This window comes from Photobacterium swingsii (assembly GCF_024346715.1).
GTDB classification, from domain to species: domain Bacteria; phylum Pseudomonadota; class Gammaproteobacteria; order Enterobacterales; family Vibrionaceae; genus Photobacterium; species Photobacterium swingsii.
The window spans coordinates 534032-559759 of record NZ_AP024852.1 but is presented as its reverse complement, the minus strand read 5'-3'; the positions used below and the strand labels follow the sequence as shown (position 1 = coordinate 559759).

The window sequence follows — 25728 nt, the reverse complement described above, 5'->3', positions numbered from 1 at the left end:
CCTTAATTAATCTCCACATCTTGCATCCACTGCTTCATGCCTGCAATAGCATCATGCGCGGTTAAATCGACTTGTAGTGGTGTGATCGACACAGCACCTTGTTCTATTGCGTAAAAATCGGTTCCCGGCCCTGCATCTTGGCAAGCACCTGGAGGACCAAGCCAATAGACTGTTTTGCCACGAGGGTCAGTTTCTTTCACCATGTCTTCTGCACGATGACGAGCACCTAAACGCGTAACCTGCCAAGATTGAAGTTCTGCATAAGGGCGGTCAGGCACGTTAATATTTAGGATCTTATTGGTTGGTAAAGGTGATGATTGCATATTTTCAATCACTTCCTTCACGACTTGGGCTGCGGTAGCAAAGTGTGTTTTACCCACTAATGAAACCGCAATCGCAGGCACACCAAGAAAGTGTCCTTCAGTAGCAGCCGCAACTGTACCTGAATACAGCACATCATCGCCCAAGTTAGCACCGTGATTGATTCCCGCCACCACTAAATCAGGACGGTAATCTAACCATTCATTTAGCGCAAAGTGCACGCAATCAGTTGGGGTTCCCTCAACCGATATGCGCCCTTGGCCTTCTTCACGAATGCGTAACGGAATATCTAACGTCAGTGAATTTGAGGCCCCCGAACGGTTACGATCAGGGGCAACCACGACCACCTCCCCTAACTCAGCTAATGCTGTGGCTAGGGTGTTTATTCCTTCAGCAAAAATGCCATCATCGTTACTGATCAGAATTCGCATAGTGTTCGCCTTCTAACTCTCGTACTGTCATCAATTCACGCACTACTGCCGTTGCAAAGCACCCCGCTGGCAAAGCAAAAGAAACAACAATGTCGTTATCTTCTTGCTGCCATGTCAGTTGCTCTGGCTTCAGTAAAAGCGGACGGCGCTCGTGACGCATACGGTTATCACGGATCAACTTCAGCAAAGCGGGCTCGGCATCGATCACGGCTAATTCCAACGCTTCCGCATCTGCACTGGTTGGTAAGGCATTGTCTCCCACCATAGGCGCTGTGATCGCCAGTTCACCGGCATCGACTTTACGCAGCCAATCTGCATCAAGTGTTTCGACTAACTCACTGTCATGACGCCCTGGCGCTTGTAAACAATCACCTAAGATAACAGTGTGCACGTTTTGTTGTTCAATACGCGCGGATAGCACCATATTAAATAACCATGAACGCGCCGCTGATAAGTAAAAGCTGCGCTTGCTTTTATCACGGACACGAAACTCGTCGTTGCCCCAAGCGCGCGCCTTAACCACGTTATTACCACCACGACCAAAACGTTGCTCACCGAAGTAATTCGGCACGCCGTGCTGCTGCACTTTTTCTAAGCGTTCAATAACGGCTGCTGGCGCATCAATATCGGTCAGACGCAATTCAAACCAGTTACCAACTAAATCGCCCGGGCGTAATTTTTTATCATGACGCGCGGTTTCTAGTACTTTAATTCCTGGGTGCTCAGCTTCAAACTGAGACAGATCCGGGTCGGTCTTACCAGGTAAATGAACACTTAACCACTGCTCAGTCACAGCATGACGGTCTTTCAAACCCGCCCAGCTCACATCGCGTGATTTCACCCCACATGCTTTTGCTAACTCGTTCACAACATACTTTGTGTTCTCACCCACTTTATGGATTTTCACCACAAAATGCTCGCCATGACCGGCGAAAGAGAAACCAAGGTTTTCTTTTACAACAAAATGCTCAGGCAATACTTTAATGTAGCCTTGTGAGGTCGGCTTACCGTTAAGCCATAAAAAGTTGTCCATTACATCAGACATAATCACACCGTTATAGTCGGCTACTGCTTAGTTAGCCTTGTGAATTAAAACAACTGCTTCGCATGCGATACCTTCTTTACGTCCAGTAAATCCTAAACGCTCAGAGGTAGTTGCTTTAACATTAATATTATCGATCGTTGTTTCTAAATCTTCAGCAATCGTTTTGCACATGTCATCAATATACGGTGCCATTTTAGGCGCTTGCGCAATGATGGTGACATCTAGGTTACCTAAGCGGTAACCTTTAGCTTTTACTTTATGGTAAACGTCTCGCAGGAGGAAACGACTGTCTGCGCCTTTCCACTCAGCATCAGTATCAGGGAAATGACGGCCAATATCGCCAGCACCAATCGCACCTAGTAAAGCATCGCAAACAGCGTGCAGCGCAACATCACCATCAGAGTGAGCAATTAACCCTTGCTCATAAGGTACCGCGACCCCACCAATAATGACTGGGCCTTCGCCACCAAATTTGTGCACATCAAAACCGTGTCCAATTCGCATCATGCTTGTTCCTTTACCAATAGCTGCAAGTAAAATTCTGCCAGCGCCAAATCTTCAGGCTGGGTTACTTTTATATTATCTGCGCGCCCTTTCACTAGACGCGGCGTTTTGCCACAGTGTTCCAATGCTGAGGCTTCATCTGTCACTGTCGCCCCTTCACGCAATGCTGTTTGTAAGGCTTCACGTAACTCACCCGCTTTAAACATTTGCGGCGTTAACGCGTGCCATAAATCACTACGATCAACTGTACTCGCGATCCCTTGACTGCCGTTACCGCGCTTCATGGTATCACGCACAGGCGCTGCTAGAATGGCACCACACTCGCTTTGCATAGCAGCAGAAATCAAATTTTGCAGATCATCGTGGCGTAAACATGGTCGGGCGGCATCATGCACTAATACCCAACTATCACTCGGTACTTGGGCTAAGCCAGCAAACACCGAATCAGCGCGCTCAGCGCCGCCATCGACAACCGTAATACGCGGATCTTGTCCTAGCGGAAGATCAGCAAAATAAGGATCTGATGGACTGATCGCGATAACAACATGCTGAATCGATGGATGACTCAACAAGCGGTCGATGGTGTGTTCTAAAATTGTTTTTCCTGCAATGGATAAATATTGCTTAGGTCGGTCAGCAGCCATGCGGCTACCTACCCCTGCCGCTGGTACGACAGCAGTCAGTTGTTGGGTCATGTTAGAGGTTCGCTATTCATAGTGGCAATACAGTGATAGATAGTTAATTATCACCCACAATCCGGAAAAAGGTTTCGTCCGGCTTTATCATGCCAAGTTCATTTCTTGCACGTTCTTCTACCGCTTCGAGACCACGGTGAAGATCATAGATTTCGACATACATTTGCTGATTACGTTGTGCCACGTCGGCATTCGCATGGCGCTGAATTTCAACGTTATCTTTAACCTGCAAATATTCCATCATGCCGTTTTTTCCGAGCCAGAACTCATATTGTAGCCAGCACAGCACCGATAGCATCAGTACAGTTAACAAACGCATGGAAATCCCACTCTATTTTTTGTTATTCATACCTATTTGCCGAGCTCAAATGCAAATCATCATAAACTCGGCAAATAAGACGCCTTCAACACGCTCGGCAATCATCCCACAATACGCGATTTCTGACTAGCGTTCGGGCGCATGTCTTTTTTATTTAAGCATAAAAAAAGCCGCCTCTGTTGAGGCGGCTTCATAAAGTCATGGGATAGTTACCTACCCATAATCAAGGCTTAATAATTAAGCTTGACCTTTAACTTCTTTAAGACCGTTGAAAGGAGCTTTAGCACCTAGAGCTTCTTCGATACGGATAAGTTGGTTGTACTTAGCAACACGGTCAGAACGGCTCATAGAACCAGTTTTGATTTGACCTGCAGCTGTACCTACCGCTAGATCAGCGATAGTTGCATCTTCAGTTTCGCCAGAACGGTGAGAGATTACTGCTGTGTAACCTGCATCTTTAGCCATCTTGATTGCAGCTAGAGTCTCAGTTAGAGAACCGATTTGGTTGAACTTGATAAGGATAGAGTTAGCTACGCCTTTCTCGATACCTTCAGCAAGAATCTTAGTGTTAGTAACGAATAGGTCATCACCTACTAGTTGAAGCTTGTCACCTAGTAGTTCAGTTTGGTGTTTGAAACCAGCCCAATCTGACTCGTCAAGACCATCTTCGATAGAAACGATAGGGAATTTGTTAGCTAGTTCAGCTAGGTAGTGGTTGAACTCTTCAGAAGAGAAAGTCTTACCTTCGCCTTTCATGTTGTAGATGCCAGCTTCTTTGTCGAAGAACTCAGATGCAGCACAGTCCATAGCAAGAGTAACGTCTTTACCTAGCTCGTAACCAGCAGCAGCAACAGCTTCTGCGATAACTTCTAGAGCTTCAGCGTTAGATTTAAGGTTAGGAGCGAAACCACCTTCGTCACCAACTGCAGTGCTGTAGCCTTTAGACTTAAGAACTTTAGCTAGGTTGTGGAATACTTCAGCACCGATGCGTAGACCTTCTTTAAGAGTTTTAGCGCCAACTGGTTGGATCATGAACTCTTGGATGTCAACGTTGTTATCAGCGTGCTCACCACCGTTGATGATGTTCATCATAGGTAGAGGCATAGAGAATTGACCAGCAGTACCGTTTAGCTCAGCGATGTGCTCGTAAAGAGGCATGCCTTTAGCCGCTGCAGCAGCTTTAGCGTTCGCTAGAGAAACAGCAAGGATAGCGTTAGCACCGAATAGAGATTTGTTCTCAGTGCCGTCTAGGTCGATCATGATTTGGTCGATGTCAGCTTGTGCTTTCGCATCTTTGCCAACTAGTGCTTCAGCGATTGGGCCGTTTACAGCTTCAACTGCTTTAAGAACACCTTTACCTAGGAAACGTGCTTTGTCACCGTCACGTAGCTCAAGAGCTTCGCGAGAACCAGTAGATGCGCCAGATGGAGCTGCCGCCATACCAACGAAACCGCCTTCTAGGTGTACTTCAGCTTCAACAGTTGGGTTACCGCGTGAATCGATGATTTCACGACCTAGAACTTTAACGATCTTAGACATTATGTTTCCTCTTGCTTTATCTTCAAAATAAAAAGCTAAAAAATAGCAGTAGCATCCCCCGCTACTGCTACCAGTAATCCTTACTTATTAAGCTCACCACGTAGGTTTGAACCTGCCGCTTTTACAAAGCCTTCGAATAGTGGGTGACCATCGCGAGGCGTTGAGGTGAACTCAGGGTGGAATTGAGCAGCCACGAACCATGGGTGGTTCGGGATTTCAATGATTTCCACCAGTTTCTTATCTGCAGACAGACCAGAAACTTTCAAACCTGCTTTCTCTAGTTTAGGAAGTAGGTTGTTGTTTACTTCGTAGCGGTGACGGTGACGTTCGTGCACTGTTGGGCTGTTGTATAGCTCACGTGCTTTTGAACCGTCCGCTAGATGACATAGCTGAGAACCAAGGCGCATTGTGCCACCTAGGTCTGATTTTTCAGTACGCTCTTCAACGTTACCTTCACCATCAACCCATTCAGTGATTAGACCAACAACTGGGTTTTTAGTTTCTTCGTTAAATTCCGTTGAGTGCGCATCCGCCAGACCCGCAACATTACGTGCGAATTCAATCAGTGCCACTTGCATACCCAGACAGATGCCTAAGTATGGAATTTTGTTTTCACGAGCGTATTGTGCTGTACGGATTTTACCTTCAACACCACGACCGCCGAAACCACCTGGTACTAGGATTGCGTCCAGACCCTCTAGTACTTCTGTGCCTTTAGACTCAACGTCTTGTGAATCAACATATTTGATTTTCACAGATAGACGGTTCTTAAGACCAGCGTGTTTTAATGCTTCGTTTACTGATTTGTAAGCATCAGGTAGTTCGATGTACTTACCAACCATACCGATAACTACTTCATCAGTAGGGTTTGCTTCTTCGTAGATTACTTGTTCCCACTCAGACAGATCAGCTTCTGGCGCTGTGATGCCGAAACGCTGACAAACTAGGTCATCCAAACCTTGAGCTTTGATCAGTTGTGGGATCTTGTAGATTGAATCTACGTCTTTCATTGAGATAACAGCTTTTTCTTGAACGTTACAGAAAAGTGCAATCTTTGCACGCTCATTCGCTGGGATCATACGGTCAGAACGACATACTAGGATGTCAGGCTGAATACCGATAGAAAGTAGTTCTTTTACAGAGTGCTGAGTTGGCTTAGTTTTCACTTCGCCTGCAGCTGCAAGGTAAGGAACAAGTGTCAGGTGCATGAACATAGTGTTCTCGCGACCTTGTTCTACCGCTAACTGACGAATCGCTTCCATGAATGGTAGTGATTCGATATCACCAACAGTACCACCCACTTCTACGATAGCCACATCGTGGCCTTCTGCACCTGCAATAACGCGCTCTTTGATCGCGTTAGTAATGTGTGGGATAACCTGAATCGTTGCACCTAGGTAATCACCACGGCGCTCTTTACGAAGTACGTCCGCGTACACGCGACCCGCTGTAAAGTTATTACGCTTGGTCATTTTGGTACGAATGAAACGTTCGTAGTGACCAAGGTCAAGGTCGGTCTCTGCACCGTCTTCCGTAACGAATACCTCACCGTGTTGAATTGGGCTCATTGTGCCTGGGTCAACGTTGATGTAAGGGTCTAGCTTCATCATAGTCACTTTAAGACCACGTGCTTCTAGAATAGCCGCTAGAGATGCAGCAGCAATACCTTTACCTAGAGAGGAAACAACCCCGCCCGTAACAAAAATGTAATTCGTTGTCATATTTAACCTGGAAGATTGGTGTAGAGGATATAAAAACTATCTGGACGGAGAACAATGATACCAGACACCTTTTATCGCCACAACGTGAAAACTATCACAGCAATCATGAGTATTATTTGTTTCAAATCAATTATACGAGTTGCACAAACTGTTCGTGTAAAATAACAACAAAAGTATTCACTGGAAGCATATTCTAGCAGCCAGCATTAACCGCATAATTTGATTAACTATTCGCCTTTTCGCGCTGTTTCACCTGATCCCAAATGCCATCGAGTTTTTCCAATGAACACTCTTCAAGCCGTAGACCTTGTTCTAGCACACTTTCTTCCACTTGGCGAAATCGACGCTCGAATTTTTTGTTTGCTAACTGCAATGCTTGCTCAGGGTTTACTTTGAGGTGGCGACTTAAATTGACGGAAGCAAACAACAAATCTCCCATTTCTTCGGCAATTTTGCTCTGATCAGGTTCAACTTGGATAACTTCGTCAAGCACCTCATCAATTTCTTCTTTGACCTTATCCACCACAGGCCCAAGGGTATCCCAATCAAAACCATGCTTGGCACAGCGACGCTGAATTTTATCCGCACGGCTAAGTGCAGGTAGCGCTAATGGGATATTCGCTAGCACACTGGTATCTTCACCTTTTAACGCACGCTCTTTGGCTTTCTCTGCTTCCCAGTTCGCGTTAATTTCAGCATCGTTAGCAAATTCTTTTTCACTAAAAACATGAGGGTGACGGCGAGTCAGCTTTTCATTCAGCCCAGCCACGACATCATCAAAATCAAAGAGTCCCTGCTCTTTTGCCATTTGGCTGTAAAATACTACTTGGAATAACAAATCACCCAATTCCGCTTTCACTTCTTGCCAATCTTGCTGATGGATTGCATCCGCCACTTCATAGGCTTCTTCAATGGTGTGCGGCACAATTGAATCAAACGTCTGCTTAATATCCCACGGGCAACCTTTGTTCGGATCACGTAACGTCGCCATAATTTCAAGTAGTTGCGCGATTGCTGCAGGGTTCATTTTTTCCATGTTTCTCTCACTTAACAAAACGGGAAGCACTGAGGCTTCCCGTTATTTATTTGATGATACAGTGCTGACGCTAGACCAAATTAATCTAATTAGTACAAGCGCTTAGCTTCAGCAACATCTTTCACTTGCTCTAGGCGCTTAAGGACCTTACTGAGCACTTCTAGATCCGTTAGCTCAAGCTCAAAATCCATGATCGACATTTGTTTCTTGTAGTCGATACGGCTCTTCATGCCCGAGACTTTGGTTTTCTCGTTGGCTAACGTATTGGTCAACTCTTTGATCAAACCGTTACGTTCAGAGGCAATAACACGCACGGTAATATTGTAGTTGCCAACAAACCCACCGCCCCAAACCGTTTGGATCAAACGCTCTGGCGCATGATGGCGCAACTCATCAAGCTGCTCACAATCACTGCGGTGGACCGAAATACCACGCCCTTGGGTGACAAAACCTGTGATGTCATCACCCGGGATCGGCTGACAACAACGCGCTAAATGCGTCATTAAGTTGTCTACCCCTTCCACCACTACGGCATCACGCTGTGGTTTTTGCGTGCTGGTGCTGCTCTTTTCGCTCGCTTCAGTCAGTTTATCAAGCAGTTGCTTGTCTTCTTCTTCCGCGGTTGGCTTATTCACCAAGGTATTAATGTGATTAACCACTTGATTGATACGCAGATCACCACTGCCAATACCAACAAACAGCTCATCAAGATTTTTGGCATTAAAGCGTTTGAGTGCGTACTGCTCGGCGTCTTTCATGGTTGCACCTAACTTATGTAAGTCAGCGTCCAACATTTCACGCCCAGCGATCAAGTTTTTATCGCGTGCTTGCTTCCTGAACCATGCATGCACTTTGGCACGCGCACGGCTTGAGGTAACAAAGCCTAAATTCGGATTTAACCAATCGCGTGACGGGTTCGGTTCTTTCTGGGTGATGATTTCGACTTGATCGCCCATTTGCAGGTTATAAGTAAAGGGAACAATGCGCCCTTCGACTTTTGCACCAATACAGCGGTGGCCCACTTCAGAGTGAATGTGATAAGCAAAATCAAGCGGTGTCGCGTTCAGCGGTAAATCAACCACATCACCTTTTGGCGTAAAGGCATACACACGATCATCGAACACTTGGCTACGGAGTTCATCCAGCATTTCGCCAGAGTCTGACATTTCCTCTTGCCAAACTAACAGCTTACGCAGCCATTCAATTTTCTCATCGTATGATGATTTACTGCCGCCACCAGCTGCACCACCTTCTTTGTATTTCCAATGCGCCGCCACACCCAGTTCCGACTCTTCATGCATTTGCTTAGTACGGATCTGGATTTCAATTGTCTTGCCTTCTGGCCCTAATACAACCGTATGAATCGATTGATAACCGTTCGGTTTCGGATTCGCAACATAATCGTCAAATTCTTTTGGCAGATGACGATACTTGGTATGCACTACGCCTAGCGCGGCATAACAGTCTTGCAGCTGATCAGCAATAATACGCACTGCGCGCACATCGAATAACTCGTCAAAGTCGAGATTCTTCTTCTGCATCTTACGCCAGATACTATAGATGTGTTTCGGGCGACCTTGTACTTCCGCATTGATGCTCGCATTCTTCATTGAGTCAGCCAAGTCAGTGACAAAGTGCTCGATGTACTGCTCACGCACAATACGGCGCTCAGACAATTGCTTCGCAATGCGTTTGTAGGTTTCTGGGTGTTTATAGCGGAAAGCGTAATCTTCGATTTCCCACTTCAGCTGACCAATGCCCAAGCGGTTCGCCAATGGTGCATAAATATTGGCACACTCTTTTGCCGCAGCACGGCGTACTTCATCGGGCTCATCTTTGACTTCACGCAGATTACAAATACGCTCAGCCAGTTTGATAACTACGCAGCGAAAATCGTCGACCATAGACAACAGCATGCGGCGGATATTATCCACTTGCGCTGATTGCGCAGCCCCTTCGGTGGTGGCGTTAAGTTGGCGAATCGCGGCCATTTGGTCAACACCCGCTACCAACTGCATGATAGCGGTGTTGTAGTCTTCTTTGACCTGCTCTAAATCGTAAACCCCAGCTTCCACTAACGGGCATAGCAAAGCTGCGACCAAGGTTTCGGCATCCATGCTGAGCATCACGAGGATCTCAACCATTTCGCGGCCACGCCACAACAATAATGTTGCTGATTCTTCCGTTGATGTAATGTCGATACACCGTTGATAGGTGCTGATTAAACGCTTCGAAATCTTGGCGTCTTGTTGCAAACTATCAACCCATGCTGAAAGCTCAAATGTATCGTTTTCCTTTAAATGCGCACCGCGAACTGCGACCATTTCTCTGTCCTGTTTAGCTTTTATTATGGCGTTTAAGTCGATTCAAACGTGGTTAACGTTCTTTTTTTACAAATAACGCCATTGATTCTAAGTGTCCGGTATGTGGAAACATGTCCAACATCCCAAGACGCTCCAACTGATAACCTTGTTGCAGCAATGCCTGACTATCACGCGCCAACGTGGCAGGGTTACACGACACATACACCACGCGTTGTGGTTTCAGTGCGATAACATGCTGCATAACACCTGCTGCACCCGCGCGCGCAGGGTCGAGTAATATTTTATTAAAGGGTTCTTTTGCCCATGATAGCAAAGTCACGTCCTCTTCCAAGTTAGCTTGGTAAAAGGTTGCGTTATCAATACCATTTTTTTCTGCATTATAAGTAGCACGATGAACCATTTCATCGACACCTTCAACACCTACCAGTGCTTTTGCGCGTTTCGCCAGCGGTAAACTAAAATTGCCTAAACCACAGAAAAGATCGAGCACTCTATCGTCTGGCTGCACATCAAGCCACTCAACAGCTTGAGCAACCATTTGCTTGTTTACGCTCGCATTCACCTGAATAAAATCTTTCGGTGAAAACGTCAGCTCAGCCCCATCCAAGCCGTAGTAAGGCTTATCACCACGTACATGGTGTAATTGATCACTTTCTGGGGCGAGGTATAGCGTAATGTCATTTTTATCAGCAAAGGCATTAATTTGTGCCATATCACTGTCAGAAAACGGTTTTAAATGGCGAATTAACACCACACGGCCATTATCCGCTTCCACCAGCTCAATGTGTCCGAGATTTTTACGGCCTTTTAGCCCCATTAACAGAGTACGCAAATCGGGTAAAAGTTCATTCAGCGATGCCGACAATACTGGACAATGGGCAACATCAACGATGTCTTTGCTTTGCTTTTTACGAAAACCAAACGCCAACTGCCCTTTCGCACTGAGCTTAACAGCAAACCTTGCACAACGACGGTATTCAATATCTTGTGCGACAATAGGGGCAACTTGCTGAGGAACTGAGTCCGCACCAGAGAACTTTGTCATCAGATCCCCTAGCGATTGTTGTTTAGCAATAACCTGAGCGGGATGGGATAAATGTTGTAAGTTACAACCACCACACTGGTCATAGATTGGACAATGCGGTTTAATACGCTCTGCATTATCGGTTAGACGCTTAATCACAGTCGCACGTGCGTACTGTTTTTTGTCTTCAGTAAACTGAACAACCGCTTTTTCGCCAGGCAATAAACCGTCAACAAATACCAGTTTTTTATTCAGGTGGCCAACGCCAGCGCCTACATGGTCTAAGCGACTTATCGTGATTTCCTTGTGCTTAGTGTCGGTAATTTTTCGTTTTTGAGGCTTAAAAAAGCGTGCCATAGGTGTTTCGCTCACTGTTCAGACATTGAGAATTTGTCGAATGGCCTGACTTTCTTTAAGCTAAGGCCACAGATGGACACCAATTCTCCCACAGAATCGCTTTCTTGTAATTAAGAGAACCATGACCAAATATGGACTTCGTGCCAGGGTCTTCACCCTGACATTAGCACCGACACTTATTATCGGCCTGTTATTAAGCGCTTTTTTCACCATGAGCCGCTATCAGGATCTTGAGCATCAACTTGTCTCTACCGGCGCAAGTATTATTGAACCTCTGGCCATTTCCACTGAATTTGGTATGACCAAAGATAACCGAGAGGCCGTTCGGCGCTTAATCGGCTACGCCCACCGTAAGCACTCGCAAATTGTACGCAGTATTGCGGTGTTTGATGCCAACAATGAACTCTTTGTTACTTCTAACTTCCATCGCAACTTTGAAGCCTTGATGTACCCTGATGACGAGCCGATCCCCTTGTTGTTAGATACGCGCTTGAATGAGAATTCAATGATTCTACGCGCCCCTATTGTCAGCGAAGGCCAATTTGGCGAGCTGTCTGGCATTCGAGGTCAAGAACGTACTCTGGGTTATATTGCGCTAGAACTCGACTTAAGCAGCCTACGCTTACAGCAATACCAAGAAGTTTTTACGGCACTGATGGTGCTATTACTGGGTTTAACCCTGTCATCGTTATTCGCCTACCGCTTGATGCAAGATGTGACTCGCCCCATTTCTCACATGGTCAGCGTGGTCGACCGTATTCGCCGTGGTCACCTCGATGTGCGTATCGAAGGTCAGCTATTGGGTGAGCTTGATACCTTGAAAAACGGTATTAACGCGATGGCAATTTCGTTGGCGGAATACCATATTGAGATGCAACAAAGCATTGATCAAGCCACCTCAGATTTACGAGAAACGCTTGAGCAATTAGAGATCCAGAACGTCGAACTCGATATTGCGAAAAAACGCGCTCAAGAAGCAGCACGTGTGAAATCAGAATTCTTAGCCAATATGTCGCACGAACTGCGAACGCCGCTAAATGGGGTGATCGGCTTTACCCGTCAGATGCTCAAAACGCGCCTGAGTTCCAGCCAACAAGATTACTTACAGACCATCGAAAAATCGGCAAATAACCTACTGACCATCATCAATGACATCCTCGACTTCTCGAAACTAGAAGCGGGCAAACTCCTACTAGAAAATATCCCATTCGACTTTACCGAGTCATTGGATGAAGTCATGCGACTATTAGCGCCTAACGCTCACGAAAAAGGGCTGGAACTGACGCTAAAAATCGACAACCGTATTCCTGCTGGCCTGATTGGCGATCCACTGCGTATTCAGCAAGTACTAACCAACTTGATTGGTAACGCGGTCAAATTCACCGAGCGCGGCAACATTGATGTCTCGGTTGAGCTCAAAGCTGACAAAGACGAAAACGTCGAACTGCAATTCATTGTTCGCGATACAGGTATTGGTATTTCTGAGCGCCAGCAAGCGCAACTTTTCCAAGCCTTTAGTCAAGCTGATGCCAGTATTTCACGCCGCTACGGCGGTACAGGGTTAGGGCTTGTTATCACCCAGAAACTGGTGACCCAAATGGGCGGTGAAATCAGCTTAACCAGTCGCTTACACCAAGGTTCAACCTTCTGGTTTAGCCTACGCTTACTGAAAACAGACCTCCCAGTATCACAACCGATTGATACCGCAACCTTAGTCGGTAAGAAACTGCTCTTGATCGAGCCGAATATGCAGGCAGCATCGGTCACTCAGCAACGCTTGATCAGTGCGGGCCTTCAAGTGACTTACCGCTCGACCATGCCAGAAGACATCGAGCCACATCAATTTGCCCTGCTTAGCCTATCACCCGGCGAGCAGCCACCAATTGCGACCTTGCTTGATAATGTGTTCAAGGCCGAGCAAATCGCCGATAAGGTCATTGTTAGCTTACCTGCGACAGAACTCGCGCTGTCAGAGCGCTTACTCGCGGCTGGGGTTTCTGCATGTTTAGGTAAACCACTGGCACAACGTAAATTATTTGAAGCACTTGCGGGGAATAACGACCTCCTGCTAGAACCAGAAACCGTGTTGCAGCCAGAACCAATAGAAACGATCTTGCCACTGACAGTGATGGCCGTGGATGACAACCCGGCTAACCTGAAACTGATCTCAGCGCTATTGAGTGAGCGGGTTGAAACGGTGATTACAGCAACAGGCGGACGTAAAGCGGTTGAGTACGCTCACCAAAAAGCCTTTGATTTGGTGTTTATGGATATTCAGATGCCTGAAATGGACGGTGTGACCGCTTGTCAGGAAATCCATAAAACCGAGTTAAACCACCACACGCCGGTGATTGCGGTCACCGCTCATGCGATGGCGGGCGAACGAGAGCGCTTAATCAATGCGGGCATGGATGACTACCTGACCAAGCCAATTGAAGAGCATATCTTGCAACAAATCTTATCGAAGTGGACACTGCCTGATGGACAGGAAGCCACCGCAGATGACATTGAAGAAGCTGACTTTACCCCGATTGCACATCAGCAAACGGAGACAAGCAACACCGCAAGCAATGTCAGCTGGGATTGGGAGCTTGCCTTAAAACAAGCCGCAGGCAAAGAAGATCTCGCCAAAGACATGCTTCAAATGCTGCTCGACTTCATGCCAGAAGTTGAAATGCTGGTTAATGAAGCCTTAGATGGCAAAGAGATCGAGTTATGGCCTTCTATTCATAAATTGCATGGTAGCTGCGCTTACAGTGGTGTACCGCGTTTGAAAGCGCTCTGCCACACGATTGAAACCCAGCTCAAAGCCAATGCAACCCAAGACGATATCGAGCCTGAGTTATTTGAGCTTATCGATGAAATGAATAACGTAGTTAAGGCATCGAAAGAATATCGCCACTAGACAAGCCGCATTTGTTTTAACACTCAATCGGGTAAAACAATTGAGTGCAACAATAAAAAAAGGAGAGCCAAGGCTCTCCTTTTTTTATTACGATGCGTTTGTAGAGCCGCTTGCGGCTAGCTTTCTAAGATCACGGTTGCCACCGCATAGCGCCTTTCATCAGCGATGGTTAAATGGACATGATTAACCCCCATGGCCGCCGCTAATTCTGCCGCCTTACCTGACAAGCTCAGAATGGGTTTGCCTAGCTCATCATTGCTCACAGTAAAGTCATGAAAACTTACACCGCAGGCAATACCTGTACCTAAAGCTTTGGAAGCCGCCTCTTTCACAGCAAAACGTTTGGCTAAGTAGCGGCCTTTGAACTTTAATGCATGAAATGCAGCAAGCTCCGACGGCACGAGCACACGCTCAGCAAAAGCCTCACCCGTACTTCGAGTTAATACCTTTTCAAGTCGCTCGATTTCCACAATGTCCGTACCTAAGCCAAGAATTGCCATTACTTACGTGCTTCCTGCATGATAGCGCGCATGTCAGCAACCGCTTTACTGAGGCCATCAAACATGGCACGACCCATGATCGAGTGACCAATATTGAGCTCGTAAATTTCAGGCAGTGCCGCTAACGGTTTTACGTTGTGGTACGTCAAGCCATGACCAGCGTTCACTTTAATGCCAAGGCCATCAGCATAACTGGCAGCTGCTGCAATGCGCTTAAGCTCAGCTTGTTGCTCTTCTTCGGTTTCTGCATCAGCATAGTGGCCAGTATGAAGCTCAATGTATGGTGCACCACATGCCAGCGAAGCATCAATTTGGGCACGGTCGGCATCGATGAATAAAGACACTTTAATGCCTGCCGCCGTGAGCTTTTCTGTTGCTGCTTTGATTTTTTCAACCTGACCAGCCACATCCAAGCCACCTTCAGTGGTTAACTCTTCACGCTTCTCAGGTACCAAGCACACAAATTCAGGTTGCGTTTGCAGCGCAATCTCAACCATTTCATCGGTCACAGCCATTTCAAGGTTCATGCGTGTTTGAATAGTCTCACGCAGAATACGTACATCACGGTCATTGATATGACGACGATCTTCACGAAGGTGAATCGTAATACCATCAGCACCTGCACGTTCAGCGACTTCCGCAGCATGCACAGGATCAGGGTAGCGAGTACCACGCGCGTTACGCAGTGTTGCCACATGATCGATATTGACGCCGAGTAGTATGTTGTTCATTTTTCGGTACTCCTTGATCGAGGGATAAACAGTTCCCTACTTTTTAATGGTTTCCCGCCAAGATAAGGTTTTAAGGCAATACGTGTAAAGCGTTTTGCCGCCCGAAGCTGATCTGGGCTGGTAAAATGACGTGCTGCAATCGCTTTGAGTTGGCTGCCAGTAAAGGTCAACTGGTTGGTCATCATAGAGGCAATGAAACCACGCTGCTCACGGTAGTTATAGGTCATGCTGTCTTCGACAGGTAAACCACTCCCCGCACAGTGAAGAAAATCGATGCCATAACCCAGATGGTGTAACAGGGCTAACTCGAAACGGCGTAATGCAGGTTCTGGATTATCAGCTTGTGCTAGCTCACGCAGTACATTCAAATAATCCAGAAACAGCACAGGATAAGGGGTATTAGTTTCTAATACACGCGCTACCAGTTCATTGACATAAATCGCAGAATACAAGATATAGCCGCGCATCGGCAGGCTAATAGAGATAGGCTCGGCTTGGGTTAAAATCGGCATAGTGCCGCGACCAGACCATTTCATAAAGAGTGGTGTAAAAGGCTGAAGTGCCCCTTTGAGGTTGGAACGCTTACGGCGCGCACCTTTCGCCAATAAAGTAAGACGGCCATAATCCTCGCTAAAGATGTCAAGGATCAGGCTCGTCTCACTGTAAGGACGAGAGTGAAGGACAAAACAACGCTGTAGCCCTTCCATGGTGTCCCTTATAGGTCGTCGATGTAACCTAAGCTACGCAATGCACGTTCGTCATCAGCCCAGCCAGATTTCACTTTAACCCAAAGCTCTAGGTACACTTTACGCTCGAACAAGTCTTCCATATCAATACGCGCTTCACGGCCGATGACTTTCATCTTCTCACCGTTTTTACCGATCACCATTTTCTTCTGGCCTTTACGCTCAACCAGAATCAAACCATTGATATCAAAACCGTTGGTACGAGGGTTAAAATCGAAACGTTCGATTTCTACCGTGACCGAGTAAGGTAATTCATCGCCCAAGAAACGCATGAGTTTCTCACGGATGATTTCTGATGCCATAAAGCGCTGAGAACGGTCAGTTACGTACTCTTCAGGGAAATAGTATTCGCCTTCAGGTAAGTGCTCACGCACGATCTTCTCAACCGCATCTACGTTAGTACCGTGTTTTGCCGACACAGGTACAACATCCACAAACTCCATCTTTTCAGACAGGTGTTTAAGGTGCGGGAAAAGCTCATGCTTGTCTTTAACGTTATCAACTTTGTTGATCAATAGTACTGTTGGTAGCTCACTTTTAATCAGCTTATTCAGTACCATCTCATCGTCATCAGTCCACACCGTGCCGTCAACCAAGAACAGTACAAGTTCCACATCGGTTAATGAACTGCTTGCAGCACGGTTCATCAAACGGTTAATGGTACGTTTCTCTTCAATGTGAAGCCCAGGGGTATCCACATAGACAGCTTGGTAACCGTCACGGGTATCAACACCCATGATACGGTGACGTGTTGTTTGAGGCTTACGTGAAGTAATCGACAGCTTCTGACCCACTAAGCGGTTAAGAAGCGTTGATTTACCTACGTTAGGTCGGCCTACAATGGCAATAAAGCCGCAATGTTGTTTATCTGTCATGATTCCAACTGCTTAAGCGCAAGTTCTGCTGCTGCCTGCTCTGCCTTGCGCCGACTGCCGCCTTTACCGATTACAGGTTTATCCAAACCTGTTACTTCACACTGCACAGTGAACTCTTGGTTATGAGCTTCACCCTGAACCTTAGTTACAGTATATGCTGGCAGCGGCAAACGGCGCCCCTGTAAGCATTCTTGCAGGCGTGTTTTTGGATCTTTTTGGTTAATACCCGGCTTGATAGTTTCAAGGCGTGATTGGTACCAACTCAGGATAATGCCACGAACAACTTCGATATCACTATCTAAGTAAATCGCACCGATGATCGCTTCTACACAGTCAGCCAAGATTGAATCACGACGGTAACCGCCACTTTTCAATTCACCTGGACCTAACAGTAGGTGATCACCTAAATCAAACTCACGACCTAGCTCTGCCAGCGTTTTACCGCGAACTAGCGTTGCACGCATACGACTCATATCACCTTCATCCACATCTGGGAAACGGTGGTATAAGTCATCAGCAACAACAAAGCTCAAAATCGAATCACCAAGAAATTCTAGGCGTTCGTTGTGCGTACCATTAGCGCTACGGTGCGTCATCGCTAAGGTCATCAGGTCTAAATTATTAAATTGGTAGCCCAGCTTACGCTGAAGTCTATTTGCTGGAGATGTCATTTTATCTCGATCAGTTTATGCCACCGACACGGCTAAAGCGTACGTCGGTAGGAATCCAAGAAGGTAGTGCACTGTCTGCACCTCGTTCAAAATCAAAGCTGATCCAGATCCCGACCGCCTTGCCCACTAGGTTCGCTTCTGGCACGAATCCCCAGTAGCGGCTGTCAGCACTGTTATCGCGGTTATCACCCATTACAAAATACTGGCCTTCAGGCACAACCCACTCACTCACGCCAGGGCGCGGTTGATATGCTAACGTGCGGTCACGTTTAAGTGGGTGAATCAAAATTTGGTGCTCTACGTCACCAAGTTTCTCATTCAGTTGTACGAGTTGTGTCATGCCTTGCTGGAACTCACTGTCTACCATATTGGTCTGTGGTACTGGCTGGCAATCAGAGGTGCCTTTCGGCGCAATACAAACTTGTTTGTTTGCGCTATAGCGAACAGTATCGCCCGGCATACCAACAACACGCTTAATGTAATCGATGCTTGGTTGAGGTGGGTATTTAAATACCACCACATCGCCACGCTCTGGCTCACCGGTTTCAACCAATTTATGGCGGAAAACAGGATCGCGTAACCCGTAGCTAAACTTCTCAACCAGAATAAAATCCCCAACGAGCAACGTCGGCATCATAGAGCCGGATGGGATCTGGAACGGCTCATAAATAAATGAGCGAAACACCATTATTAGTGCGATAACCGGAAAAAGCGAAGCCGTTTGCTCAACCCATACCGGTTGTGGTGCAACAGTATTAAGAACTTCAGCATCTATCTCATCGCCCGCATTGGCTGCTGCTGCATCAATTTTCAATTGACGTTTTGGCGCCCAGACAAACTTATCCAATGCCCAAACGATACCGGTAACCAAGGTTGCCAGTACCAGAATTAACGAAAACATATTTGCCATTATAATCCCTAATCGTTGAACCCACTCTACGAACCCGTAGAGTAAAACAGTGAGTAAGCCCCGTTATTTTGCAGCCTTACTCAACAGTAAAGAGAAAGTACAAGTTTAAACATCTAAACTCAGACTTTCTCTTTTAATTAATAAAAACCGCGAGTTAACACCATTGCTTAGCAATGATGTTATCTAGATTCTTATTTATCTTTACCCACATGCAAAATAGCAAGGAAGGCTTCTTGAGGCAGTTCGACGTTACCGATCTGCTTCATACGTTTCTTACCTTCTTTCTGCTTCTGCAGGAGTTTCTTCTTACGACTGATATCACCACCGTAACATTTAGCGATTACGTTTTTACGTAACTGCTTCACTGTTGCGCGGGCAATGATCATACCGCCAATGGCAGCCTGAATCGCAATATCGAACATTTGACGAGGAATGAACTCCTTCATCTTGTCGACCAGATCACGACCACGGCCATTTGCGTTGTCTTTGTGCGTGATAATCGCTAGTGCATCAACACGTTCACCATTGATCATTACATCAACACGAACCATGTTTGAGATTTCGTAGCGTTGGAAGTTGTAATCCAATGATGCGTAACCACGCGACGTCGATTTAAGACGATCGAAGAAATCCAATACAACTTCAGACATAGGGATGTCGTAAGTTAATGCGACTTGGTTTCCGTGGTACACCATATCCACCTGCACACCACGCTTTTCAATACATAAGGTAATAACGTTACCTAGGTATTCCGATGGTACTAAGATGTTACAGCGTGCGATTGGCTCACCGATGGTTTCAATATCGTTTACTGCTGGTAGCTTAGATGGGCTATCAACGTAAATCGTTTCACCATCAGTTTTCTCAACTTCGTAAACTACTGTTGGTGCAGTAGTGATTAGCGCTAGGTTGTATTCACGTTCTAGACGCTCTTGGATGATCTCCATATGGAGCATACCCAAGAAACCACAACGGAAGCCAAAGCCTAGTGCTGCTGAACTTTCTGGCTCGTAGAACAATGACGCATCATTCAGGCTTAGTTTGCCCAATGCATCACGGAAGTTCTCGTAGTCATCAGACGATACAGGGAACAGACCAGCATAAACCTGCGGTTTCACTTTTTGGAAACCAGGTAACGGTGCTTCACAACCGTCTTTAGCGAGTGTGATGGTATCACCCACTGGCGCACCTAGGATGTCTTTAATACCGCAAACAACCCAACCAACTTCGCCAGTATTTAGCTCTTGTGTGTCGATCTGTTTCGGCGTAAAGATACCAAGACGATCGATGCCCCAAGTTTGACCTGTGCTCATCATTTTGATTTTAGCGTTTTTCTTTAGTGAGCCATTTTTCACTCGAACCAAAGAAACCACGCCTAAGTAGTTATCAAACCATGAGTCAATGATCAGTGCTTGTAGCGGCGCATCGGGATCACCTTCAGGTGCAGGGATGGCTGTTACGATGTTTTCAAGTACATCATCAACACCGATACCCGTTTTCGCCGAACAACGAGTCGCTTCTAGCGCATCGATACCAACGATTTCTTCAATCTCTTCTGCAACACGCTCTGGATCTGCCGCTGGCAGGTCAATCTTGTTCAAGATTGGCACAACTTCCAGGTCCATTTCCATGGCTGTGTAACAGTTTGCTAGTGTCTGAGCTTCAACGCCCTGACCAGCATCGACCACCAGCAAGGCACCTTCACAGGCAGCAAGTGAACGCGATACTTCGTAAGAGAAGTCAACGTGTCCTGGGGTGTCGATAAAGTTTAACTGATAGGTTTCGCCATCTTTTGCTGTGTAATCAAGGGTTACACTTTGTGCTTTGATAGTGATACCGCGTTCGCGTTCAAGATCCATGGAATCCAAAACCTGAGCAGCCATTTCACGATCGGAAAGGCCACCACAGACTTGAATCAAGCGGTCGGATAGGGTCGACTTACCATGGTCGATATGTGCAATAATCGAAAAGTTACGAATGTGCTTCATGAATTGACGTGACTAACTCGTGATTAAATGAATGGGATCTCGCGATCAAGTTGACGGATTCTACCGAATTTCCCGCCTAGTCGCTATCCTTGCTTGCTGCATTTATTACGCTATTGTTGGATATTTGAGCCCCTAGCACTCGAATTAAGCTCGGAGTGTAGGCTGACTGCCCTTCAATACGCTTGGCAACATAACGAGCAATCGCCAAACCTAATGCCGCACTGGCACCCGCTAAGGCAATAACGCCCAGTTCACTGCCTGCAGCCAAATCAACAAATATCCACTGCCCAGCAATGGTTCCCGCTATTAAAAAGAGTAGCGGAAGTAAGTAAACCAGCAAGGCTGAACTCAACATACTTTGTTCAGCCAAGCCAATTTCAACCACATCGCCAACCGCAACCTGTTCTTGTGTTTCGATATTGATTTGATGTGCTCGGCCGGGAATGGCTTTTGAAACAATGCCCGTTCCGCAACTATCCCGTGATGCACAATGACCACAGCTGGTTTGTTGCTGGCAGCTGACAGTGATGCCGCTGGAATCAACGGCAATAACTGTCGCTAACGAACGCATCATTGGACTGCGTCCGCTTTGGCTGGTGGTTGTGCGGTAAAGGAGACAGATTCAGCTACGCGGCGGGCGGTTGCAGGCGGAATATCACCAACAACGGTCACTTCTACATTGCCTTTCATGTAGCTATGTAAGGTGCGACGCCCTTGACGAACTAACTGCTCTCGTACCGTAAAGCCATCGGCCTCACCAACATAAATCGAGAAGCTAAATAAACCATCACTGAACATTTTGCTTTCAACCGGACGCTCCGTCATCAATAAGCGATGGCGATTACGAGAAACCGATTCAAACCCTTGCGGCAACCATTTCACTTTCCAGCCTAATTCAGCTTGTGGTTGAGGCGGTAGTTGCACCACCACAGGTCGCTCAACAGAGACCAAGCGCTTCTTGAGCACGTCGCTAATTTTCGGGTTGACCACATATGATACCGCACGATATTGCTCTAATGGCTCACCATCACGATCAAGCAAATCGGCACGCATCACTAAGTTATTATGGTTTGCGACCCAAAGCAGGTAGGAATAACGTGTACCATCTTTAGGTGCAATACGTACCACATCACACGCCACACCCGCCTCACGCGCGCGCCCCATGGAAATGAAGTCGTAGTTAGCGGCTAAATCATCAACATCAACTTTCATCATCGGCGGCAGTGGTGCCACCATTTTGTTGCTATCGATAGTAAACGCATCCAAACCCGGCTCAAAGTAACTCACTTCGCTACCACGTTGGATAACTTCTCGTGGCGGACCACTTAAATACACCAACTGAGCAAAGGTTTCGCCATCAATTTGCGCATGACTGTAGCGCAAAGGCTCAATGCTATTTTTCTTAATAAGAATGTACGACAACTCATAGCTAAGCTCGCGGCTTGCTACATCCATCTGATGCAACAAAGCCTCCGCAGAAGAAACGGCGTCTTCAGCGGAGGCTTGCCATGGCATCATCAGGCTGACCAGTGTCGCCGCACCGACCAGAAATTTTTTCATTTATCCGCCATCAAGGTTGCAGCAACCAACCGTCGTTTGTTGCTGCTTCAAATCTGAATTACTGAGCATTCAATAACGAACGATCAATGCTGCCATCTTCGGCATTAAGGCGTAACTGCAATTCGTAATCTTGCAGCATGGCATTAATGCGACGACGTTGCTCCATAATTTGAGCTTCGCTTGGTCCATTATTGTGTGCTGTTCGTACGCTATCACGCGTTAAACTAACAGGCTCAGCAGTACCCGCAAATGGGACTGTTGGCAATACTGACAATTGAGAGTCAGAGGCCATATCGATGGCTGCACCATCGTCGCCACCATTGTATTGTTGAACACCAACAATCACAGCTAACGATACACCTGCCGCCATCGCAACTTGGCCAAATTGGGTTAACCAGTTAGGTAAGGTACGGCGCACTTCGCGTGGGCTTGGTTGTGATTCTGGGATCTCGCGAACCGTCTTCAAATCTACAACAGGTGCAATATCGTCTGGCGTTTCAACCGTAACCTCAGCACCGGTATGGGCGGGTTCGGCTTCCAGCGCTAGTGCAACACTCCCTGCAATATTCCATTCTTTGCATTGAGGCGCATCACCACGCATGACATCACCAATAAGGTTGAAGTCTTGCCAGGCTTGCTCGCTTTCTGTATCGACTGTCAGCGCATTAATAATGCTCTGATCTAAATCTTCGCCATCTAATAATGCCGAAATTTTTTCTTTATCAGCCATCTTTTTTCACCGTTTGGCTCAACATTAATGTTGCATCAAAGGACGGATGCGTTTTTCGACCGCTTCTCGCGCTCGGAAAATACGTGAACGTACCGTACCAACAGGACACCCCATCACCTCTGCAATTTCCTCGTAACTTAGACCATCCAGTTCACGTAACGAGATTGCGGTTTTGAGATCATCAGGTAGCCCTTCAATAGTACTAAACACAACCTGCTTTAATTCTTCTGACAACATATGGTTCTCAGGGTTCGATATTTCTTTCAACGCACTACCACTTTCATAGTATTCAGCATCTTCTGCATCTACATCGAAAGCGGGTGGACGACGCCCCTGAGCCACTAAATAATTCTTCGCAGTATTAACAGCGATACGGTAAAGCCATGTGTAAAAAGCACTTTCACCACGAAATGTCGGTAATGCTCGGTACGCTTTAATAAACGCTTCCTGCGCCACGTCTGGCACATCACCAGAATTACTGACATAACGAGAGACTAAGTTACACACCTTGTTTTGGTATTTTACGACCAATAAGTTAAAGGCTTGCTTGTCACCGCGTTGTACTCGCTCGATTAATACCTGATCAGTTTGCTGCTCGCTCATTCGAGCGGTTACTCCTATATCTGTCTTGCACTCGTGCATCACTTTATTTACCACAAGTGAATACCAATACTTCTACAGTTGCCCCACATGAGTTTCAGCGCTAAGGCCAAACTTTCAATCAACCCAAACCACACGGGTATGCGACAATATAAAAGCATTTATGAACATGAGCACAATTTAAGACTTGCTGAACTAGGTAAAGTTCCCAAAGATAAAAAATAATTTCTCTACAATAATGCGCGATTTTTTTATCACGGTGGCGCAAAATACCACCAGTATACAAGGTTACAGCGCCGATGAATCATCTCACATCAAGATTATTCGATGATAAGCATCATTCATAATAAAGATGCAGCAGGCAAAAGCTGAAAAATGGAACGCAATACCATGTGAGTTTTCTCACGCTGAATAACAACGCAGGTAATAAGTTAACCTGCTTATGGTTTGACGGCAATTCCACCACAATGAGTGTGGTTTGATTCACATAGTTACGCATATTGGTATACCATTATGCGGATTGCCACAGGGATATGAAATTAATATGAACGAAATTCGTGAACATCAGTGTGATGTACTCGTTATTGGTAGCGGAGCCGCTGGTTTATCATTGGCATTACGCTTAGCGCCACTTGGCAAAGTCATCGTACTCAGCAAAGGACCTCGCAGCGAAGGTGCGACCTATTATGCGCAAGGCGGTATCGCAGCCGTTTTCGACGAGTCGGACAGTGTTGAATCACACGTGGAAGACACGCAAATCGCAGGCGCACACCTTTGTGACGAAGACGTGGTGCATTTCATTGCTGAAAACGCGAAAGAATGTGTGCAATGGCTCATTGACGGTGGTGTGCCATTTGATAAGGAAGAGTCTGATAATGAAGAACCGCGTTACCACCTGACGCGCGAAGGAGGCCACAGCCACCGCCGTATTCTTCATGCCGCCGACGCCACTGGCATGGCCGTCCAAACGTCATTACAAGACAACGTAGTCAACCACCCTAACATTGATGTCCTTGAGCGCCATAACGCCCTCGACCTGATTACCAATCAAAAACTCGGTAAAACCGATGAGCCAAACCGTATTCTCGGGGCTTACATCTGGAACCGTGACATCGAGGCGGTTGAAACGGTACGCGCCAAATTTGTGGTACTCGCTACAGGTGGCGCATCTAAAGTCTACCAATACACTTCAAACCCAGATGTATCATCAGGCGATGGTATCGCAATGGCTTGGCGTGCGGGTTGTCGAGTTGCCAACTTGGAATTCAACCAATTCCACCCGACTTGTTTATTCCACCCCGAAGCACGTAACTATTTGCTGACCGAAGCATTACGTGGTGAAGGGGCTTATCTTCGCCGCCCTGATGGCAGCCGTTTCATGCTGGATTTCGACCCTGAACGTGCCGAGCTTGCACCGCGTGACGTGGTCGCTCGTGCGATTGATTTCGAAATGAAACGCTTAGGCGCAGACTGCATGTTCCTCGATATTAGCCACAAGCCTGCAGACTTTGTGACTAAACATTTTCCTACCATTTATGACAAGCTGCTAACCTTCGGCATTGATATCACCAAAGAACCAATCCCAATTGTCCCTGCGGCACACTACACCTGTGGTGGGGTGATTGTCGATAAAGAGGGCCGAACCGATCTCGAAGGTTTGTATGCCATTGGTGAAGTAAGCTATACCGGTTTACATGGCGCCAACCGTATGGCGTCTAATTCACTGCTTGAGTGTGTGGTGTACGCTTGGGCGGCAGCTGAAAGCATTACTAAAAAGTTTGATGATGTTGCCCTGCCTGATCACTTACCACGTTGGGATGAGAGCCAAGTTAACTGCTCAGATGAAGAGGTCGTGATCCAGCACAACTGGCATGAGTTACGCCTATTTATGTGGGACTACGTGGGCATAGTACGTTCAACTAAACGCTTAGAACGTGCAATGCGCCGTATTCAGCTACTGAAGCAAGAAATCCACGAGTACTACAGCGAGTTCCGAGTCTCTAATAACTTGCTTGAACTGCGTAATTTAGTCCAAGTCGCTGAGCTCATGGTACGTTGTGCGATGGAGCGGAAAGAAAGCCGTGGCTTGCACTACACCCTAGATTATCCAGAGCTGGATACTGAAGCTAAGCCAACCATTCTTACTCCAGATCAGCCCTGTTAATCCCAGCTAGACCCACTGTGTATTCAGTGCAT

At 46.7% G+C, this 25728-nt stretch carries 23 protein-coding genes; 2 read left to right on the top strand and 21 right to left on the bottom strand.

The features are described from left to right. Positions 1-2 precede the first annotated feature (2 nt). The 10 genes from surE to rlmD all read right to left on the bottom strand — a co-directional run bounded on the left by surE (position 3) and on the right by rlmD (position 11316). Entirely contained in the window at positions 3-752 is a 750-nt protein-coding gene (gene surE, locus OCU77_RS02755) for a 5'/3'-nucleotidase SurE (protein ID WP_048900599.1), read from the bottom strand. After that, complete coding sequence (gene truD, locus OCU77_RS02750; protein WP_048900598.1) at positions 733-1797, bottom strand: tRNA pseudouridine(13) synthase TruD; 1065 nt, start codon at positions 1795-1797, stop codon at positions 733-735. Before truD ends, surE begins: the two co-directional genes overlap by 20 nt. Positions 1798-1824: 27 nt before the next feature. Then, positions 1825-2301 (bottom strand): 2-C-methyl-D-erythritol 2,4-cyclodiphosphate synthase, encoded by a 477-nt coding sequence (gene ispF / locus OCU77_RS02745; RefSeq protein ID WP_193391679.1) that lies wholly within the window; start codon positions 2299-2301, stop codon positions 1825-1827. Next, positions 2301-2996 carry a 2-C-methyl-D-erythritol 4-phosphate cytidylyltransferase gene (ispD, locus tag OCU77_RS02740; RefSeq protein WP_048900596.1) on the bottom strand — a complete coding sequence of 232 codons (696 nt, stop codon included), beginning with the start codon at positions 2994-2996 and terminating at the stop codon, positions 2301-2303. The genes ispF and ispD overlap by 1 nt, the downstream gene beginning before the upstream one ends. A 43-nt stretch (positions 2997-3039) precedes the next feature. Next, on the bottom strand, positions 3040-3315 hold the full coding sequence (gene ftsB, locus OCU77_RS02735) for a cell division protein FtsB (protein WP_048900595.1): 276 nt from the start codon (positions 3313-3315) through the stop codon (positions 3040-3042). A 237-nt stretch (positions 3316-3552) separates the two neighbouring features. After that, positions 3553-4854: a phosphopyruvate hydratase gene (gene eno / locus OCU77_RS02730; RefSeq protein WP_048900594.1), complete on the bottom strand. Its 1302-nt coding sequence runs from the start codon at positions 4852-4854 to the stop codon at positions 3553-3555. Positions 4855-4934: 80 nt separating this feature from the next. Beyond that, positions 4935-6575, bottom strand: a complete 1641-nt coding sequence (gene pyrG / locus OCU77_RS02725) for a glutamine hydrolyzing CTP synthase (protein ID WP_048900593.1) — start codon at positions 6573-6575, stop codon at positions 4935-4937. Between the two features lie 223 nt (positions 6576-6798). Beyond that, positions 6799-7611 (bottom strand): nucleoside triphosphate pyrophosphohydrolase, encoded by an 813-nt coding sequence (gene mazG / locus OCU77_RS02720; protein ID WP_048900592.1) that lies wholly within the window; start codon positions 7609-7611, stop codon positions 6799-6801. 89 nt (positions 7612-7700) lie between these two features. Then, positions 7701-9935: a GTP diphosphokinase gene (gene relA, locus OCU77_RS02715; protein WP_048900591.1), complete on the bottom strand. Its 2235-nt coding sequence runs from the start codon at positions 9933-9935 to the stop codon at positions 7701-7703. 52 nt (positions 9936-9987) lie between these two features. After that, complete coding sequence (gene rlmD, locus OCU77_RS02710; protein ID WP_048900590.1) at positions 9988-11316, bottom strand: 23S rRNA (uracil(1939)-C(5))-methyltransferase RlmD; 1329 nt, start codon at positions 11314-11316, stop codon at positions 9988-9990. A gap of 121 nt (positions 11317-11437) precedes the next feature. On the opposite strand from rlmD, the gene barA reads away from it, so the two are divergent. Continuing rightward, complete coding sequence (gene barA / locus OCU77_RS02705; protein WP_048900589.1) at positions 11438-14221, top strand: two-component sensor histidine kinase BarA; 2784 nt, start codon at positions 11438-11440, stop codon at positions 14219-14221. A gap of 116 nt (positions 14222-14337) precedes the next feature. Here barA and acpS read toward each other — a convergent pair whose 3' ends face one another. The 11 genes from acpS to rpoE all read right to left on the bottom strand — a co-directional run bounded on the left by acpS (position 14338) and on the right by rpoE (position 23535). Next, entirely contained in the window at positions 14338-14721 is a 384-nt protein-coding gene (gene acpS / locus OCU77_RS02700; protein WP_048900588.1) for a holo-ACP synthase, read from the bottom strand. Beyond that, a complete protein-coding gene (gene pdxJ / locus OCU77_RS02695) occupies positions 14721-15452 on the bottom strand; it encodes a pyridoxine 5'-phosphate synthase (RefSeq protein WP_048900587.1) in 732 nt (243 codons plus the stop codon). Before pdxJ ends, acpS begins: the two co-directional genes overlap by 1 nt. Continuing rightward, positions 15449-16159, bottom strand: coding sequence for a DNA repair protein RecO (recO, locus tag OCU77_RS02690; protein WP_048900586.1), 711 nt, complete (start codon positions 16157-16159; stop codon positions 15449-15451). The genes pdxJ and recO overlap by 4 nt, the downstream gene beginning before the upstream one ends. Positions 16160-16167: 8 nt before the next feature. Then, entirely contained in the window at positions 16168-17073 is a 906-nt protein-coding gene (gene era, locus OCU77_RS02685) for a GTPase Era (RefSeq protein WP_048900585.1), read from the bottom strand. Next, positions 17070-17744, bottom strand: coding sequence for a ribonuclease III (gene rnc, locus OCU77_RS02680; RefSeq protein WP_048900584.1), 675 nt, complete (start codon positions 17742-17744; stop codon positions 17070-17072). Before rnc ends, era begins: the two co-directional genes overlap by 4 nt. A gap of 10 nt (positions 17745-17754) precedes the next feature. Next, positions 17755-18654 (bottom strand): signal peptidase I, encoded by a 900-nt coding sequence (lepB, locus tag OCU77_RS02675; protein ID WP_048900583.1) that lies wholly within the window; start codon positions 18652-18654, stop codon positions 17755-17757. A 191-nt stretch (positions 18655-18845) separates the two neighbouring features. Next, positions 18846-20642: a translation elongation factor 4 gene (gene lepA, locus OCU77_RS02670; protein ID WP_107303060.1), complete on the bottom strand. Its 1797-nt coding sequence runs from the start codon at positions 20640-20642 to the stop codon at positions 18846-18848. A 76-nt stretch (positions 20643-20718) separates the two neighbouring features. Then, on the bottom strand, positions 20719-21216 hold the full coding sequence (locus OCU77_RS02665) for a SoxR reducing system RseC family protein (protein ID WP_048900581.1): 498 nt from the start codon (positions 21214-21216) through the stop codon (positions 20719-20721). After that, positions 21213-22202: a sigma-E factor regulatory protein RseB gene (gene rseB, locus OCU77_RS02660; protein WP_048900580.1), complete on the bottom strand. Its 990-nt coding sequence runs from the start codon at positions 22200-22202 to the stop codon at positions 21213-21215. Before rseB ends, OCU77_RS02665 begins: the two co-directional genes overlap by 4 nt. 58 nt (positions 22203-22260) lie before the next feature. Next, entirely contained in the window at positions 22261-22932 is a 672-nt protein-coding gene (locus OCU77_RS02655; protein ID WP_048900579.1) for an RseA family anti-sigma factor, read from the bottom strand. Positions 22933-22956: 24 nt separating this feature from the next. After that, on the bottom strand, positions 22957-23535 hold the full coding sequence (gene rpoE / locus OCU77_RS02650; protein ID WP_048900578.1) for an RNA polymerase sigma factor RpoE: 579 nt from the start codon (positions 23533-23535) through the stop codon (positions 22957-22959). A gap of 541 nt (positions 23536-24076) precedes the next feature. Between rpoE and nadB the strand changes: the two genes are divergently transcribed. Beyond that, positions 24077-25696, top strand: coding sequence for an L-aspartate oxidase (gene nadB / locus OCU77_RS02645; RefSeq protein WP_048900577.1), 1620 nt, complete (start codon positions 24077-24079; stop codon positions 25694-25696). Positions 25697-25728: the final 32 nt, after the last annotated feature.